Annotated in this window: 15 protein-coding genes and 1 pseudogene; 8 read left to right on the top strand and 8 right to left on the bottom strand. The window is 46.7% G+C overall.

The annotated features are described in order from the left end of the window. Positions 1 to 26: 26 nt before the first annotated feature. The 4 genes and pseudogenes from JNUCC21_RS17260 to JNUCC21_RS17275 all read right to left on the bottom strand — a co-directional run bounded on the left by JNUCC21_RS17260 (position 27) and on the right by JNUCC21_RS17275 (position 3,614). A pseudogene (locus tag JNUCC21_RS17260) lies at positions 27 to 339 on the bottom strand (YusU family protein). Then, on the bottom strand, positions 297 to 1,121 hold the full coding sequence (locus JNUCC21_RS17265) for an ABC transporter ATP-binding protein (protein ID WP_012118397.1): 825 nt from the start codon (positions 1,119 to 1,121) through the stop codon (positions 297 to 299). The pseudogene JNUCC21_RS17260 and the gene JNUCC21_RS17265 overlap by 43 nt, the downstream one beginning before the upstream one ends. Before the next feature lie 155 nt (positions 1,122 to 1,276). Next, positions 1,277 to 1,714, bottom strand: a complete 438-nt coding sequence (locus JNUCC21_RS17270; protein WP_076851275.1) for a YusW family protein — start codon at positions 1,712 to 1,714, stop codon at positions 1,277 to 1,279. Positions 1,715 to 1,832: 118 nt separating this feature from the next. Next, positions 1,833 to 3,614, bottom strand: coding sequence for a M3 family oligoendopeptidase (locus JNUCC21_RS17275; protein ID WP_150941403.1), 1,782 nt, complete (start codon positions 3,612 to 3,614; stop codon positions 1,833 to 1,835). A 132-nt stretch (positions 3,615 to 3,746) separates the two neighbouring features. On the opposite strand from JNUCC21_RS17275, the gene JNUCC21_RS17280 reads away from it, so the two are divergent. Continuing rightward, positions 3,747 to 4,589 carry an oxidoreductase gene (locus JNUCC21_RS17280; RefSeq protein ID WP_150941404.1) on the top strand — a complete coding sequence of 281 codons (843 nt, stop codon included), beginning with the start codon at positions 3,747 to 3,749 and terminating at the stop codon, positions 4,587 to 4,589. A gap of 88 nt (positions 4,590 to 4,677) precedes the next feature. Beyond that, a complete protein-coding gene (locus JNUCC21_RS17285) occupies positions 4,678 to 5,142 on the top strand; it encodes a Dps family protein (protein ID WP_038459773.1) in 465 nt (154 codons plus the stop codon). A 47-nt stretch (positions 5,143 to 5,189) separates the two neighbouring features. Here the strand turns inward: JNUCC21_RS17285 and JNUCC21_RS17290 are convergent, their stop codons facing one another. Further along, entirely contained in the window at positions 5,190 to 6,551 is a 1,362-nt protein-coding gene (locus tag JNUCC21_RS17290; protein ID WP_025285242.1) for a S1C family serine protease, read from the bottom strand. 276 nt (positions 6,552 to 6,827) lie between these two features. Here JNUCC21_RS17290 and JNUCC21_RS17295 point away from each other — a divergent pair, with 276 nt between their 5' ends. Continuing rightward, the gene (locus tag JNUCC21_RS17295; RefSeq protein ID WP_007410069.1) at positions 6,828 to 7,505 is read left to right on the top strand and encodes a response regulator transcription factor; all 678 of its coding nucleotides are present in this window, start codon (positions 6,828 to 6,830) and stop codon (positions 7,503 to 7,505) included. Further along, positions 7,502 to 8,857: a cell wall metabolism sensor histidine kinase WalK gene (locus JNUCC21_RS17300; protein WP_007410068.1), complete on the top strand. Its 1,356-nt coding sequence runs from the start codon at positions 7,502 to 7,504 to the stop codon at positions 8,855 to 8,857. Before JNUCC21_RS17295 ends, JNUCC21_RS17300 begins: the two co-directional genes overlap by 4 nt. A 27-nt stretch (positions 8,858 to 8,884) precedes the next feature. On the opposite strand, the gene spxO is transcribed toward JNUCC21_RS17300, so the two are convergent. Further along, complete coding sequence (gene spxO / locus JNUCC21_RS17305) at positions 8,885 to 9,049, bottom strand: anti-adapter protein SpxO (RefSeq protein ID WP_003151811.1); 165 nt, start codon at positions 9,047 to 9,049, stop codon at positions 8,885 to 8,887. 178 nt (positions 9,050 to 9,227) lie between these two features. Between spxO and JNUCC21_RS17310 the strand changes: the two genes are divergently transcribed. Then, entirely contained in the window at positions 9,228 to 10,103 is an 876-nt protein-coding gene (locus JNUCC21_RS17310; RefSeq protein WP_369878359.1) for a TetR/AcrR family transcriptional regulator, read from the top strand. Positions 10,104 to 10,139: 36 nt separating this feature from the next. Here the strand turns inward: JNUCC21_RS17310 and fumC are convergent, their stop codons facing one another. Continuing rightward, positions 10,140 to 11,528, bottom strand: coding sequence for a class II fumarate hydratase (gene fumC / locus JNUCC21_RS17315; RefSeq protein ID WP_007410064.1), 1,389 nt, complete (start codon positions 11,526 to 11,528; stop codon positions 10,140 to 10,142). Between the two features lie 67 nt (positions 11,529 to 11,595). After that, positions 11,596 to 11,781 (bottom strand): YvzF family protein, encoded by a 186-nt coding sequence (locus tag JNUCC21_RS17320; RefSeq protein WP_003151806.1) that lies wholly within the window; start codon positions 11,779 to 11,781, stop codon positions 11,596 to 11,598. Positions 11,782 to 11,897: 116 nt separating this feature from the next. Here JNUCC21_RS17320 and JNUCC21_RS17325 point away from each other — a divergent pair, with 116 nt between their 5' ends. The 3 genes from JNUCC21_RS17325 to JNUCC21_RS17335 are packed head-to-tail and all read left to right on the top strand — an operon-like array spanning position 11,898 to position 15,527. After that, the gene (locus tag JNUCC21_RS17325) at positions 11,898 to 13,340 is read left to right on the top strand and encodes a spore germination protein (RefSeq protein WP_063094414.1); all 1,443 of its coding nucleotides are present in this window, start codon (positions 11,898 to 11,900) and stop codon (positions 13,338 to 13,340) included. Continuing rightward, the gene (locus JNUCC21_RS17330; protein WP_061047093.1) at positions 13,315 to 14,415 is read left to right on the top strand and encodes a spore germination protein; all 1,101 of its coding nucleotides are present in this window, start codon (positions 13,315 to 13,317) and stop codon (positions 14,413 to 14,415) included. The genes JNUCC21_RS17325 and JNUCC21_RS17330 overlap by 26 nt, the downstream gene beginning before the upstream one ends. After that, positions 14,412 to 15,527 carry a Ger(x)C family spore germination protein gene (locus JNUCC21_RS17335; protein WP_369878360.1) on the top strand — a complete coding sequence of 372 codons (1,116 nt, stop codon included), beginning with the start codon at positions 14,412 to 14,414 and terminating at the stop codon, positions 15,525 to 15,527. The genes JNUCC21_RS17330 and JNUCC21_RS17335 overlap by 4 nt, the downstream gene beginning before the upstream one ends. Positions 15,528 to 15,550: the final 23 nt, after the last annotated feature.

Here is a 15,550-nt window from a genome sequence, read left to right on the forward strand (position 1 = left end):
CACCTCTCTTTGATGCCGAAAGCTTTTTATTGTTTTTTTCTGTGTGCTTCATTGAGCTGTTTAATATGCTGTATCGCAGCTTTGATGCCCTCTTTGGCGTCCGGGTAGGATTGATTCCAATGTTTGACGAGCGGAGGCATGCTTTTTGCGATATGTGTATACAAAATCCACTGCCTGACTTCTTCCTTTACATCCGGGTTTGTTTCGCCAAGCAATAGTTCCGTGTATTTCTCAAGCAGGCCGTCCAGCTGCTGCTGCAGTTTCTCTTCCATACCGTTCCCTTCCCTTTTTCATGACTATGACAATCGGGCGGTGAGGGCCGCTTCCTGCACGATACATCTGCCGCGTCCGTGCGGAATGCAAAGCGGCGTGCCGAACAGCGGATCTTGCGTTACCTGGCAGTTCATCGCAAAGACCTGCTGTACAAGCTCGCAAGTGATGACTTCTTCGGGACGGCCCTCTGCGTAAATCTGTTTATCCTTAATGGCGACCAGATAATGGGCATAACGGCATGCCAGATTGAGGTCGTGCAGCACCATGACGATTGTGCGTTTTTCTTTTTCATTTAATTCAAACAGCAAATCAAGAATTTCAATTTGATGCGTCATGTCGAGATAAGTTGTCGGCTCATCAAGCAGAATGATATCCGTATCCTGAGCGAGTGTCATCGCAATCCATGCGCGCTGGCGCTGTCCGCCTGACAAGGAATCCACAGGACGGTCGGCCATTTCCTCAAGCTTCGTCGCTTTAAGCGCTTTTGCCACTGCGTCTTCGTCCTCTTTGGACCATTGCTTCAGCCAGCTTTGATAAGGGTATCTTCCCTGCTTCACAAGCTGATGCACCGTCAGGCCTTCGGGAGCTGACGGACTCTGCGGCAAAATAGCGAGCTCTCTTGCCACTTCCTTCGTCGGAAGCTTAGCGATGGCTTTTCCTTCTAAAAGCACAGAACCGCCCCTCGGTTTCATCAGCCGGGCCAATGAACGTAAAAGCGTCGATTTTCCGCAGCCGTTGCTTCCGATCAATACAGTGATTTCGCCTTTTGGAATCGCGACATCCAATTCGTCAATGATAACAGTTTCTCCGTACCCTAAGCTCAGCGTCTCTGTAGAAATTGCACTCATACCGCTAACCGCTCCTTTTTTGAGTTTCCCAACACTATGTATATAAACAAATTGCCTAAACATTCAACGTGAGATCATGATTATATTGTAACAGAAATTAATGACTCTGAATATCATTATCAATTAGTTTTGGGCAAAAAAGCAGCGGACGGCGGTTATTTTTTTATTTCCGTCATTTCTCCATCGTTCTTTTTCAGTTTCAGATAAAAATGGTCATAGCGGCTGTCCAAATTAAAAGCCGAGAGCACCTGCCGGACGACCTCGCTTTCCTGCATCCGGCTGTTTACGGCAAGTTCTCCGAGGATCATCTTCATTTCATCAAGCGCTTCCTCGCCCTCTCTGTGAACCCCTGAGAGCTTGTCCCGGATGTCCGCCTTTTCATGACCGCCTTTTCTCTCATACAAACCTTCATAGCGGTTATGCTCCCCGGCTCCGTAGCTGACGCGAAGGGCAAAGCTGCTGTAAGGAACCGGCTTCGCGGATGACACGGGTGTGCTGTCTTGTTCCGCTTCCCGTTTTTCTTCATTCAATCGGCAGCCGGCAATCAGCATCAGCGTAAGACATAAAACGCCCGCCGTCCTGAACCATTTCATGCGATTCACTCCCATTCCATTCCGATCGTTTTTAGGTATTTCCAAGGAATGCGGCTGTCATTCATTAAACAAAAAAGAACCGGAGCGGTAACACTCCGGCCGGTTCATCTCAAGATTATCATTCAGTCAGCTCTAAAAATTCCTGCACATCCTGTACGGCAAGGCGGACCGCGTCTTCCCAAAACGACCGTTCCGTCAGATCCGCTCCAAGGTGCTTCATCGCCAAATCCTCAACAGTCATCGAAGCCGTGTCACACAAAAGCGCGATATATTTTTCTTCAAAATCCGCTTTTTCCCGAAGAGCTCTTGCATATATTCCAAGCGAAAATAAATAACCGAACGTATACGGAAAGTTGTAAAACGGCACTCCCGTAATATGAAAATGCAGTTTTGACGCCCAGAAATGAGGGTGGTATTCCCCTAATGAATCGCAAAACGCTTCTTTCTGCGCCGCTTCCATCAGTTCATTCAGTTTCTCAGCCGGAACGACGCCCTGCTTCCGCTCTTCATAAAAACGCGTTTCAAATAAAAATCTCGCATGAATATTCATAAACATGGCTACGCTTCTTTGAATTTTATCTTCAAGCAAGAACACCTTTTCATCCTTTGTCGCCGCTTGTTTCAAAGCGGCGTCGGCGACGATCATTTCCGCAAAGGTCGAGGCTGTTTCAGCCACATTCATGGCGTAGGCTCTGTTCAGCTGCCGCACTTGAAGCATGGCCTCCTGATGGAACGCGTGACCGAGCTCATGCGCCAGCGTCGATACATTCGAAGCGCTTCCGGAAAACGTCATAAAAATCCGGGATTCTCCGCTGTCGGGAAAGCTGGTGCAGAAACCGCCGACCCGTTTGCCGCTGCGGTCTTCCGCTTCTATCCACCGATCACGGAACGCTTTTTCCGTAAATGCGGACAGCTTTTTGCCAAACGTCGAAAATTGGCTGACGATCAGATTGGCCGCTTCATCATATGTATATTCTTTCGGAGCCTCGCCGATCGGCGCGTCCACATCATACCAGTTCAGCCGCTCAAGCCCTAAAAGAGACGCCTTTCGATTCAGGTATTCGGCAAAAGGCTTTTTATGATCGGTAATGACCTGCCACATGACATCCAGCGTTTCTTTTTTCATCCGGTTGATCGCAAGCGGCTCTTCCAAAGCGCTTTTCCAGCCCCGCGCTTTATAGATTTCCGTGCGGAAGCCGGCCAGATGGTTCAGCGTGCTGCCGAAAAGCTCCTCTTCTCCTTTCCACGCTTCATTAAGCTCTTTGAACACTTGATGTCTGATGCGGCGGTCCGGGTGCGCCATCATATTTTCCGCTTGGCCGACCGACAGCTCTTTATCCTCAAACGGAATCTTCATTCTGCCGACAGCCGCATTATACAGGTCGCCCCATGCGTGATAGCCGTCAACGGCCAGGCCTTCAATCAGCCTTTCTTCTGAAGCGCTGAGCTTCTCTTTGACACGATCTCTTCTCTCATTTAAAACATATGTGAGATCCTGAAGTTCCGGTTTTTGCAGCAGCTCCTCCCAGACCGGCTCGTCAATCCGGGCAAGTGTATCGTCAAGGGTGACCAGAGCGGATTTAAAATCACTGCTCAGCTGATTGATCCGCGCCCTCCATTCATTCGCTTTCTGATCATGAGTGTTCTGAGCCTGAAGACAGCCGACGAACGCTCCCGCCTGCCTGATCATGATCGCTGACCGTTCAAACCTATCAATCAGATTGATCATCTCCCGGCTTTCATCCGCATGCGTCGGAACCGTAAACGCTTCAACCGCATGTTGAAAAGCGCTTAGATGCTTTTTGAGCTCTTGTATGTATTGCTGAAACTCTTCCGACCGGCTCCCGCCCTCAAAAATGGAGTTTAAATCCCATGTTTCCTTCAATCCCTCTAATGCCATCTTTTCTTTACCCCTTTCTATCCGAAGCTGACTCCATTATAAAACAATTCTGACATATTTCCGAACGATTTCTCCTTCTTTCCGCGAGATGTTATACACTATGAGATAAGAACAAACGGGGAGGATTATAAGATGAACAGAAAAATTGCCATTGTAACCGGCGCGACGAGCGGATTCGGGCTGCTGACAGCGCTGAGGCTCGCCCGGTCTTATCACGTCATCGCAACAGCCAGACAGCCGGAGAAAGCTGAAATACTGAAAGAGGCCGCCGCTCAAGCGGGTGCATCCGAACATGTTACGGTCGTTTCTTTAGATGTGACAAATGAGCAGTCGGTGTCTGACTTCGGGAACACCATCAGCGGTTTCGGACCGGTTGACCTGCTCGTCAATAACGCCGGCACTGCGTACGGGGGATTTATTGAAGATGTGCTGATGGAACATTACAGACAGCAGTATGAAACGAATGTAGTCGGTCTGATTCACGTCACAAAAACCGTGCTGCCTTATATGCGAAAACATGGCGGGGCGAAAATCTTCAATATCAGCAGTATCAGCGGACTGACCGGTTTCCCGGCTCTATCTCCGTATGTCTCTTCCAAGTTCGCGGTTGAAGGGTTTACAGAGTGTCTGCGCCTCGAACTGCTGCCTTTAGGGATTGATGCCGCTTTAATAGAACCGGGCTCCTATAAAACGTCTATTTGGGAGACGTCTCTCTCCAATCATCTTACGGCACCCGGCAAAGATTCGCCTTATTACCGCTATTATCAGCAAATCGAAGCTTACTTCAAAGCCAACGCATCCAAAAGCGGCGATCCTGATGACGTAGCGGAGCTGATTTATCAATTGGCACAAAGGAAACGGCTGAAGAAACTGCGGTATCCGATCGGCAGGGGCGTTAAGCTGACATTGGCTTTCCGCTCACTCTTTCCGTGGTCCGCCTGGGAATCGATTATAAAGAAAAAGCTGTTCACTTAAACTAAATTATAATAATTATAATTTAGTATTGATTTTTAATTGATATGTGGTACAATTAAATTAACAGATCACAGGGAGGACGATGAATATGAATACACAAAACGCGAAAAAAACTGAAACTCTTGTTGAGAAATCAATGAACACACAATTATCAAACTGGTTTATCCTTTACTCTAAACTGCACCGCTTCCATTGGTACGTAAAAGGCCCTCATTTCTTTACGCTTCATGAAAAATTTGAAGAACTGTATAACGAAGCGGCGGAAACGGCGGATGCCATCGCAGAGCGTCTTCTGGCCATCGGCGGACAGCCTGCGGCGACTTTGCACACTTACCTTGAACAAGCTTCCATTACGGATGAAGGCCAGGAAAAAACGGCTGCTGAAATGGTGGAATCACTGGTTCAAGACTATAAACAAATCAGCCGCGAATCAAAATTTGTCATCGGCATCGCCGAGGAACAAAATGACCCGTCAACTGCCGACCTGTTTGTCGGATTAGTTGAAGAAGCGGACAAGCATGTGTGGATGCTGTCAGCCTACTTGGGAGAATGACGAAAAAAAGCTGAACCTCAGTTGAAGGTTCAGCTTTTTTTATGCGTTCAGCTTGCGCTTTCGGTTTGTTTCGTTAATGTGACGTTCAGCGTCTTTTTGCTTCCGCTTCTGAGCACTTGAACAGTCGTTTTATCTCCGATTTTCAGCTGATTATATAAGATCTGTCTGATATCGGCGCTGCTGCCGACATCTTTGCCGTTCAATTGTACAATGACGTCATTGGATTTAATGCCCGCTTTCGCAGCCGGTGAGCCGGATTGCACTTCTTTTACGTAAACACCCTTAGACAGCTGGTCGCCGAACAGTCCGAGCGTGTTTTCCTGATAGGTTTCCGGCACTTGCGCCATGTCAATCATCTGCACACCTAAAAATGGGCGCTCGACTTTTCCTTTTGCAAGCAGCTGGTCGACTATCGGTTCTACATCATTGCTCGGAATGGCAAAGCCGAGTGACTCCACGCCGTTTTCACTGACTTTCATGCTGTTGATCCCGATAACTTGGCCGCTTGAGTTGATTAACGGGCCGCCGCTGTTTCCGGGGTTAATCGCCGCATCCGTCTGAATCACGTTCATTTCCACTGTGCCTTGGGATGTATCGGCGTCTACCGTTCTGTTCAGCCCGCTGATGACACCTTGTGTGACGGTGCCGGAAAACTGCTGGCCGAGCGGGTTGCCGATGGCAATCACTTTATCGGCAATGCGGAGCTTGGAGGAATCCCCGAAGCTGGCCGCTTTTTTGACATTGGACGAGCTGATTTCCAATACAGCCAAGTCACTGATGGCATCCTTTCCGACAAGCTTTGCCGTTTCGGTTTTCCCATTGTAAAGAGTGACCGACAGTTTGTTCGCACCTTCTACGACATGATTGTTTGTAATGATGTACGCTTTTTCGCCGTCTTTTTTGAAGATGACGCCTGACCCCGTGCCGCTCTCCGTTTCAGAGCTTGAACCGCCGTCAAGTCCGAACTGGCTGCTTTGCGAAGCTTGGTAGTTGGACACTCCGACAATCGCAGGCTCCAAATCTTCTACCATATCCGCTACACTTGAGGTATTTTTCAAAGGCGTTGACGTAAAATTCGAAGACTGAACTTGTTTCGTATCAGAAACGGCTTCTGTCTTATGCTGCTCACCCGGCAGGTTTGGCACAATGCCAAGCACGAGGCCGCCGCCGATAATGCCGCCTAAAATCGGGCTCAGCCAAGCGGCTCTCCGTTTTTTTTCTTTTTTCACGGCAGCCGTTTTTTCAAATTCCGTACCGGCCGCCGTCTCGTTTTCCGCTTCTTTCGAGACGGGCCCTTCGAGTAGCTCCGGCTCCTGATGGCTGATCTGCTGCTGTTCATTTCTGTTTTGTTCCGTATGTGAAAGATCTGACTGATCGCGGCTTCTGCCGTCATCTCGATGATCATTCATATTCACGCACACTCCTTCAGCATGTTTTCATTCTATCGATTACATATTCATCGCATGTACAAGTTCTATTGTCCCAATAATAAGGAGAAAAGCAAAGCTCCAAAACAAAATGTGTTTGAACATGTTATCTTCCCCGCTTTTTTTCTTCCTTTCTTCCCTTATACACATCATAAACAAACATTGTGGGATAAAAATGAAAAGAATATGTGAAATTATGAAAATGCGGCTTGAGTGTGTTAAAACTAGTATAATGACGTTGAAAGGATGTGAAATGCCTTGTCATACACCATTTATCTAGTTGAAGATGAGGATAACCTGAATGAACTGCTCACAAAATATTTAGAGAATGAAGGCTGGAACATTACATCTTTCACAAAAGGCGAAGATGCCAGAAAGCAGATGCAGCCGTCTCCCCACTTGTGGATTCTTGACATCATGCTTCCGGATACGGACGGCTATACATTGATAAAAGAAATAAAAGAAAAAGATCCCGATGTGCCGGTTATTTTCATTTCCGCGCGGGATGCGGATATTGACAGAGTCCTCGGGTTGGAGCTCGGAAGCAATGATTATATCGCCAAGCCCTTTTTGCCGAGAGAACTTATTATACGGGTCCAGAAACTGCTCGAGCTCGTGTATAAAGAACAGCCCGCCGCAAAGAAAACCGGCATCACCGTTTCTTCCTACAATGTGATCGAAGATGCCCGAGAGGTTTATGATGAAACCGGCAGCCTGGTCAATTTGACGTCTAAGGAATTTGATCTGCTGCTTTTATTTCTTCACCATAAAGGACACCCCTTTTCCAGAGAAGATATCCTGCTGAAAATATGGGGCCATGATTATTTCGGCACTGACCGGGTGGTCGATGATCTTGTGCGGAGGCTGCGGAAAAAAATGCCCGGGTTAAAGGTTGAAACCATTTACGGATTCGGCTACAGGATGATGACGTCATGAAAAATAAGCCTCTTGCTTTTCAAATATGGGTGGTCATTTCAGGCATCCTCTTAGCCATTTCGATTCTGCTTCTCGTGCTGTTCTCAAATACGCTGCGTAATTTTTTCACGGATGAAACGTATACGACCATTGAAAATGAACAGCATGTACTGACGGAGTACCGGCTGCCCGGATCGATCGAGCGGGGATATTACAGCGAGGATGCGACCGCGCCGACGACTTTCCGATCCGTTCAGCACGTTCTTCTGCCGGAACGGGAGGAATCGGCCAGTGACAAAGACTTGAACTACTTTTCTTCTTCCTTTATCCATAAGGTGTACAAGCTCGCGGGCCGCCAGCACAGCGTCACGAAACGATACAGCGCGGATATCAGCGGTGAAAAAGTATTTTTCGTCATTAAAAAAGGCCTCACCATTAACGGCCAGGATGCGATGATGCTGTCTTACGCCCTTGATTCTTATCGTGATGATCTGGCATTCACCCTGTTCAAGCAGCTGCTCTTTATCATTGCCGGCGTGATTTTGTTAAGCTGGATTCCGGCGATTTGGCTTGCCAAATATCTCTCGCGCCCGCTCGTTTCCTTAGAAAAGCATGTCAAACGGATTTCAAAACAGGATTGGGATGATCCGGTCATCGTCGACAGAAAAGACGAAATCGGAAAATTAGGCCATACCATTGAAGACATGCGGAGCAAGCTGGTGCAAAAGGATGAAACGGAAAGAACGCTCCTGCAAAATATCTCTCATGATTTAAAAACGCCTGTCATGGTGATAAGGGGCTATACTCAATCAATAAAGGACGGGATTTTTCCTAAGGGGGATCTGGAAACCACAATTGATGTCATTGAAGGCGAAGCAGAAAAACTCGAGAAGAAAATTAAGGATTTATTATATTTAACGAAGCTTGATTATTTAATGAAGCAGCGGGTGCACCATGAGACATTTGACATTGTGAAGGTCACGGAAGAAGTCATTGAACGGCTCAAATGGGCCCGGAAGGAATTATCGTGGACCGTTGAAACAGAAGATGCATTAATGATGCCCGGTGATCCGGAGCAATGGAGCAAACTTCTTGAAAACATTCTCGAAAATCAAATCCGCTATGCAGAAACGGCGATTCACATTCGGATCAGCCAAAATCAGCAGCAGATTGTCATGACGGTTAAAAATGACGGGCCTCCGATTGAGGATGAGATGCTATCCAGCTTGTACGAGCCTTTTAATAAAGGGAAGAAAGGCGAGTTCGGCATAGGACTCAGCATCGTAAAACGGATTTTAACCCTGCATAAAGCATCAATTTCAATTGAAAATGACCAATCGGGTGTAATCTACCGAATTATCATACCAAAGTAGACTGTAGTGTTTCATTGCAGTCTTTTTTTATGTGAAGGAATAGCCGTTAAAATCTCTGTAGTTTGCTTTCAGCGGTTTTTGGCATTGATGAACCCATTTCTTTTCACAAATTGTCTTTTTCGGATATTTCACCTTTTCGACTTTAATTCCTCTGTTTCGCAAGCGGCTGATCATTTCATCTAATTCTTTCATTTTCAGATTCACCCTTTCGCCAGAACTTTGACCATTCGGTCAGCTCACTTTATAATATAAATAAAACAAAACAAAAAAACAAGTTACAATCAGGTTAAATTTACGGAATATCAATATGACCATATAGTCATACATGAGAAGCACAAGCCAGCCTCCTGGCTCCGAAAGGGTGGAACCATTGAAGGAAAAAGAAAAGCTGATCATTGAAGCAGCAATTAAACTGTTTGCCCGAAAAGGGTACAAATCTACATCGGTTCAGGAAATCGCCGATGAATGCAAAATCTCAAAAGGCGCTTTTTATCTTTACTTTCCTTCCAAAGAAGCACTGCTTCTATCCATGCTGAATTACTACTATGATAAAACGTTTACCCGAATCACGACGATCCAAACGGAGGGTGACAGTCCGAGAGCCGCTTACCAAAAACAGCTTGCGGTGTTTTACGAATCGATTCTCGCCCATCAGGATTTTATTACCGTGCAGATGAAAGACGGTTCACTTCCTTATACCGAAGAAGCGGCGCAGTGCGGAAAGAGAATCCGCCGGTCGATCCTGCAGTTTCATATCGACAGTCTTCTTGCGATTTACGGAGAAAAAGTTGAACCATACACAGCCGAGCTTTGTTTTTTAATAGAAGGAATCAGTCAGATGTATCTTGAATATCTCATTCTGACCGGCCGGTCCGTACAGCCTTCGCTTTTGGCAAATACCGTGATTCACAGAATTGATGACATCGTAAACGGAATGGCGGACAGACATGATGTAGCGTTTATTTCTCTTGATGAGGCAAGCTCACTGTTTGGCCCCCTTCATAACGGGCAGCCCGATCCTTTAAGCCAATCGATCTTGCAGACCCTCCGCACGCGCATCGGCACGATGGACAAGACGCAAGCATCTGAATTCACCGAGAGCTTGGATATTCTGGAAGCGGAAATGAAGAAAAAGTCGCCGAAACCGGCAATCATCAAAGGAATGATTTTGAATTTGAAGGAATCCGACCTGCTGGCTGAAGATGCAGAACAGCTCAGATTTTTACTGAAACAGCAGTTTATTTAGAAGAACGGCCGCAATGACTGCAGCCGTTCTTTCTTTTTATGCTTTCGGGTGCACCATATCTTCCGGACGCACCATTTCATTAAATTGTTCTTCTGTCAAAAGGTTCAGCTGTAATGCCGCTTCTTTCAGCGTCAGGCCTTCTTTGTGGGCAAGCTTGGCGATTTTCGCGGCGTTTTCATAACCGATGTGCGGGTTAAGCGCCGTAACAAGCATTAATGAGTTAGAGAGATTTTCCTGAATCGTCTCTTGGTTCGGCTCAATACCGACAGCGCATTTGTCATGGAAGGAATTCATTCCGTCACTGAGCAGCTGCACGGTCTGCAGGAAGTTATAAATGATAACCGGTTTGAAGACATTCAGCTCGAAGTTTCCTTGGCTGGCCGCAAATCCGATTGTCGCGTCATTTCCCATCACTTGCGCGGCGATCATTGTCAGCGCCTCACTTTGCGTCGGGTTGACTTTGCCCGGCATGATAGAGCTTCCCGGCTCATTTTCAGGAATGACGATTTCGCCGATTCCGCAGCGCGGGCCGCTTGCCAGCCATCTGACATCGTTGGCAATCTTCATCAGGTCGGCAGCCAATGCTTTTAACGCGCCGTGAACGTGAGTGATTTCATCATGACTTGTGAGCGCGTGGAATTTGTTAGGCGAACTCTTGAATGTCTGCCCCGTTACTTTTGTGATTTCTTCCGCGACGAATTCACCGAACTGCGGGTGGGCGTTGATTCCCGTGCCGACTGCCGTGCCTCCGATGGCAAGCGCGCGGATTTTTTCCGTTGACTCAAGAATCATTTCTTTCGAACGGTCAAGCATGTATACCCAGCCGCTGATTTCCTGTCCGAGCGTCAGCGGAGTGGCGTCCTGCAAATGCGTGCGTCCGATTTTCACAATATCCTGATAAGCTTTCGCTTTTTCATCAAGCGTCGCGCGCAGCTGATCAAGCGCCGGAACGAGCTGCTCATATACGGCAAGAACCGCCGCAACGTGCATCGCCGTCGGGAATGTATCGTTTGAGCTTTGGCTGCGGTTGACGTCATCATTCGGATGAATCTTCAGCTCGGAATTTTTTTCTTTCAATAAAGCAGTCGCGCGGTTGGCCACCACTTCATTCATGTTCATGTTGCTTTGCGTGCCGCTTCCCGTCTGCCAGACAACGAGCGGAAAGTTATCGTCGTATTTGCCGTTTAAAACATCGTCACATACAGCGGCAATCGCCTGTGCTTTTTCAGACTCTAAGTTGCCGAGGCGTTCGTTGGCGATCGCTGTGCTTCTTTTCAATATTGCAAACGCCTTCACAACACGCTGAGGCATTTTTTCTGAACCGATTTTGAAGTTCTCTTTGCTGCGCTGTGTCTGAGCGCCCCAAAATTTATCTGCCGGAACTTTAACTTCTCCCATGGTGTCTTTTTCAATTCTGTAGTCCATTTATGTATCCCTCCATAACAGTTGCTTCACCCTGAGTATTATTCGCCAGTAACAGATGAAACCCTTTTTATTTTTCGGCCTTGGCCGTTTTTAATTTCAGCTCAAGATAGACGCGCGAATCCTTAGAGTATTTATACTTCGGATTTGTTTTACGGTATTCTTTCGACGTGTAAGCCACTTCGTAATGCGCTTCAAATGATTTGATGAGCTGTTCAATTTCTTCGGCATTTCCTGCCAGTCTGACTTGTGCCACATCTCTCCTCCGCTTTCATAAAAAAACTTGTACCATTAAATACTTTATCATAGTATATCATTTTTTTAACAGGAAAAGATAACCTCAATTAAGGATTGGAAGGCGGGTGACTGTCGATGGCGCAATCGGAATTCAAGGAATATATACACGTTAATCTGGCACTGGTGCTTCCCCACGTAGAGCAGAATGATGACCTGGTTCAAAATAAAAAGATGCTTCCGAACGGGCTTGTTTTTTATTATATGTATCTGAGTGAAATGAACGACGAAGACAAAATAAAAGAGGCGATTGAAACGCTGCTTCAGGAGGAAGACACTCTGACGCTGGATACGGTGACGAGACGTCTTGATAAGATCGACGCCCGTCCGGTCTTTACGTCGAAGGAAGCCGTCATCTCCATTCTGCGGGGAAAATGCGCCGTGTTTATTAACGGACTTGACAGCGTATACATTTTGTCTACGGGAAAAAGAGAAAAAAGAAGCGTGAATGAACCCACATCCGAAAAGGTCGTAAGAGGTCCGAAAATCGCCTTCATAGAAGATTCTGATACAAACGTCGCCATGATCAGGCAGCGCACGAACCATCCGAAGCTGAAAACGAAAAAGGTTCCGATCGGAGAAAATAAGTTAAAATACGCCACGGTCATGTACATAGATGATAAGGCGGACCCGTCTGTCGTCAGCGATGTTGTAAAGCGCCTCAGCGAAGTGAAGATGGACGACATCCAGGATTCCGGAACGCTTGAGGAGCTTATTGAGGATAATAAGTATTCGCCCTTTCCGCAAATACAAAATACGGAACGGCCTGATAAAGTCTCTTCCGCCTTGTTCAACGGCCGCGTCGCCATCCTTGTCGACAACTCGCCGTTTGCGCTGGTGGTTCCGGCTTCTTTAGGAATTTTAATGCAGTCTCCCGATGATTATTATGAACGGTGGATTTCCGCCTCGCTCATCCGGGTGCTGCGGTTTACGTCTATTTTTATTACGCTGTTTTTTTCGTCCATTTATATCGCCCTCGTTTCGTTTCACCAAGGGCTGCTGCCGACATCGCTTGCAGTCACCATCGCGGCGAACAGAGAAAACGTTCCCTTCCCGCCTATCATTGAAGCGATGGTAATGGAAATTACGATAGAGCTGCTGAGAGAAGCGGGCTTGAGGCTTCCCAGCCCGCTCGGCCAGACGATCGGATTGGTGGGCGGAGTCGTCATCGGCCAGGCGGCCGTTGAAGCGAATATTGTCAGCTCCATCATGGTCATCGTGGTCAGCATTGTCGCGCTTGCTTCATTTACGGTGCCGCAGTACGGGATGGGTCTGTCATTCCGTGTGCTCCGTTTCATTTCGATGTTTACCGCCGCAGCTTTCGGGCTGTACGGCATGATTTTATTTATGCTGGCGATCTACACTCATTTATCGAGACAGCGAAGCTTCGGTTCTCCGTATTTCTCGCCGAATGGATTTTTCAGCTTAAAAAACGCAAACGACTCTATTCTCCGTCTCCCTATTAAAAATCAACCAAAAGAGGCGAAAAACGTAAATGAGCCAGAAAACAACTCTCAATAAGCTTACAAGCTATCAAGGGACGGCATTGATTTCCAACACGATGCTCGGGGCGGGACTCCTTACCATGCCGCGGTCGCTGTCATCAAGGGCGAATTCGCCGGACGGCTGGATTGCATTATGTCTGGAAGGCGTCATCTTTATCTTTTTGATTTATCTCAATACGCTCATTATGAAAAAGCATCAGTACGGATCATTGTTTGATTATATGAACGAAGGCCTCGGCAAATGGGCGGGAAATATCGTCAATCTTATGATCTGTCTCTATTTTATAGGAGTCGCCAGCTTCGAAGCCCGGGCGATGGCGGAAATGGTCAAATTCTTTTTATTGGAAAGAACGCCTGTGCCGGTTACGCTGTTTATCTTTATCGCCTGTTCCGTTTATTTGATTATCGGCGGCATGAGCGATATCGGCAGGCTCTTTCCTTTCTATTTAACGATTACCATTATTATTTTGCTGGTGGTGTTTTCCTTCAGCTTTAAAATATTTGATATCGACAACCTGCGGCCGGTGCTTGGACAGGGGTTTTCTCCCGTTATGGCTTCCTTGACCGTCGTTTCTGTTTCATTCTTAGGAATTGAGATTATGCTGTTTCTCCCTGAGCACATCAAAAATAAAAAGCACACGTTCCGTATGTCGGCCATGGGCTTTGGCATCCCGATTATTTTATACATCATTACCTACGTGCTCGTCGTCGGCGCCTTAACCACCCAGGATGTCAAAACAATGATCTGGCCTACGATTGCGCTTTTTCAATCATTTGAAATCAAAGGGCTTTTTATCGAAAGATTCGAGTCTTTTTTGCTTGCCGTCTGGATTATCCAATTTTTCGCCACCTATGTATCGTACGGATATTTCGCGACATCGGGTCTTAATAAAATTTTCGGGCTGAAGCACAAAAAGGGCATCATTTTCGTAGGCATTGCGACATTCTTCGGATCATTGATGCCCAAAGACGCTAACAAGCTGATGCTGTTCAGTGATATTCTAGGCTATATCTTCTTGGTTTTCTTTTTGCTGCCTTTACTGATGTTTGCAGTCGTCGCTGTGAAAAGGAAGGTGAAAAAAGCGCAATGAAGAAATATATCGTAATCATTCTTTGCACATTGCTTTTAGCCGGATGCTGGGACAGCCGCAATATAGAAGATTTGAGTCTCGTTATCGGCGTCGGGCTCGATAAACCCGAGGAAGAAAACGTGGAAGTGACGCAGCAGATTCTGGTTCCGCAAAAAGCAAGTTCCCAGCAGTCGTCGTCAGGGAGCGACACGACAAAGGTGACTTCCACTTCCGGAGAAACCGTCCATCAAGCCTTACGAACGGCATCATTAAAAAATCACCCCGCTTTCTCCCAGCACTTGCGTATCATGCTGTTTTCCGAGGCGCTGTTAAAGGACGACATCCCGCTTGACGCATTAATGAACCAATTTATCAGGGACAACGGTACGAGAAGAAGCTGCAATGTGATGACGGTGCCGGATAAAACGAAAGATATTTTCAAAATCAGTGACCAAGGAGAACCTGCGTCAAATACGATCTATGACTTAACGGAGAATAATTCGGTCACCATCCGGATGATGGCGCCCGTGACATTGGGGGAAATATCAGAGAAAATCGCCAAGGGCGAGACCTTTGCCCTTCCTCAAGTGCGCCAAGTGGGCAGCAGACTGGAAATCTGGGGCGCTACCATTATTAAAAATAAATTCTGGTATGCGAATTTAACGCCTTTACAAGTCCAGAATATGAACCTGTTCACAGGCACGGTAAAGGGAGGCGTCACGTTTGCAAAGCATGACAATCATTATTTATCCTTCGAAGTATTTTCCAGCAAATATAATGTAAAAACAAAATATAAAAATGGAAAATTCAAGTTTATCGTAACCCGGTTTGTTGAAGGCCGTCTGTCTGAGGATTGGAACCCGAAAGAAGATTCTTTCAAGGAGTCTTATATAAATGAAATCAAAAACGCGGTAAAACGCAGCATTCATTCAGATGTCATGGCATTCATTGATTACATGCAGCATGAGTTGAAAGTGGATATTACCGGGTTAGGCGATCAAGTCCGGATTCATTATCCCGATAAATGGAAAAAGATATCCTCTGACTGGGATCATCATTTCAGTGAATCGGATATTGAATACAAAGTCAAAGTCGCCATCAGGGATTTCGGAACAAAGGGAATGTCCCAATGACCCCGTCCCTCGGGAGAGTGTGC

The organism is Bacillus sp. JNUCC-21 (assembly GCF_041222765.1).
Taxonomy (GTDB): Bacteria; Bacillota; Bacilli; order Bacillales; family Bacillaceae; genus Bacillus; species Bacillus velezensis.

Bases quoted from the DNA above. Each gene is read 5' to 3' on its own strand.
- JNUCC21_RS17335 (WP_369878360.1), top strand. From the start codon at position 14,412: ATGAAGAAATATATCGTAATCATTCTTTGCACATTGCTTTTAGCCGGA.
- spxO (WP_003151811.1), bottom strand. From the start codon at position 9,049: ATGAAAGAATTAGATGAAATGATCAGCCGCTTGCGAAACAGAGGAATT.
- JNUCC21_RS17300 (WP_007410068.1), top strand. From the start codon at position 7,502: ATGAAAAATAAGCCTCTTGCTTTTCAAATATGGGTGGTCATTTCAGGC.
- JNUCC21_RS17265 (WP_012118397.1), bottom strand. From the start codon at position 1,121: ATGAGTGCAATTTCTACAGAGACGCTGAGCTTAGGGTACGGAGAAACT.
- JNUCC21_RS17270 (WP_076851275.1), bottom strand. From the start codon at position 1,714: ATGAAATGGTTCAGGACGGCGGGCGTTTTATGTCTTACGCTGATGCTG.
- JNUCC21_RS17290 (WP_025285242.1), bottom strand. From the start codon at position 6,551: ATGAATGATCATCGAGATGACGGCAGAAGCCGCGATCAGTCAGATCTT.
- JNUCC21_RS17330 (WP_061047093.1), top strand. From the start codon at position 13,315: ATGAGCCAGAAAACAACTCTCAATAAGCTTACAAGCTATCAAGGGACG.
- fumC (WP_007410064.1), bottom strand. From the start codon at position 11,528: ATGGACTACAGAATTGAAAAAGACACCATGGGAGAAGTTAAAGTTCCG.
- JNUCC21_RS17275 (WP_150941403.1), bottom strand. From the start codon at position 3,614: ATGGCATTAGAGGGATTGAAGGAAACATGGGATTTAAACTCCATTTTT.
- JNUCC21_RS17285 (WP_038459773.1), top strand. From the start codon at position 4,678: ATGAATACACAAAACGCGAAAAAAACTGAAACTCTTGTTGAGAAATCA.
- JNUCC21_RS17325 (WP_063094414.1), top strand. From the start codon at position 11,898: ATGGCGCAATCGGAATTCAAGGAATATATACACGTTAATCTGGCACTG.
- JNUCC21_RS17280 (WP_150941404.1), top strand. From the start codon at position 3,747: ATGAACAGAAAAATTGCCATTGTAACCGGCGCGACGAGCGGATTCGGG.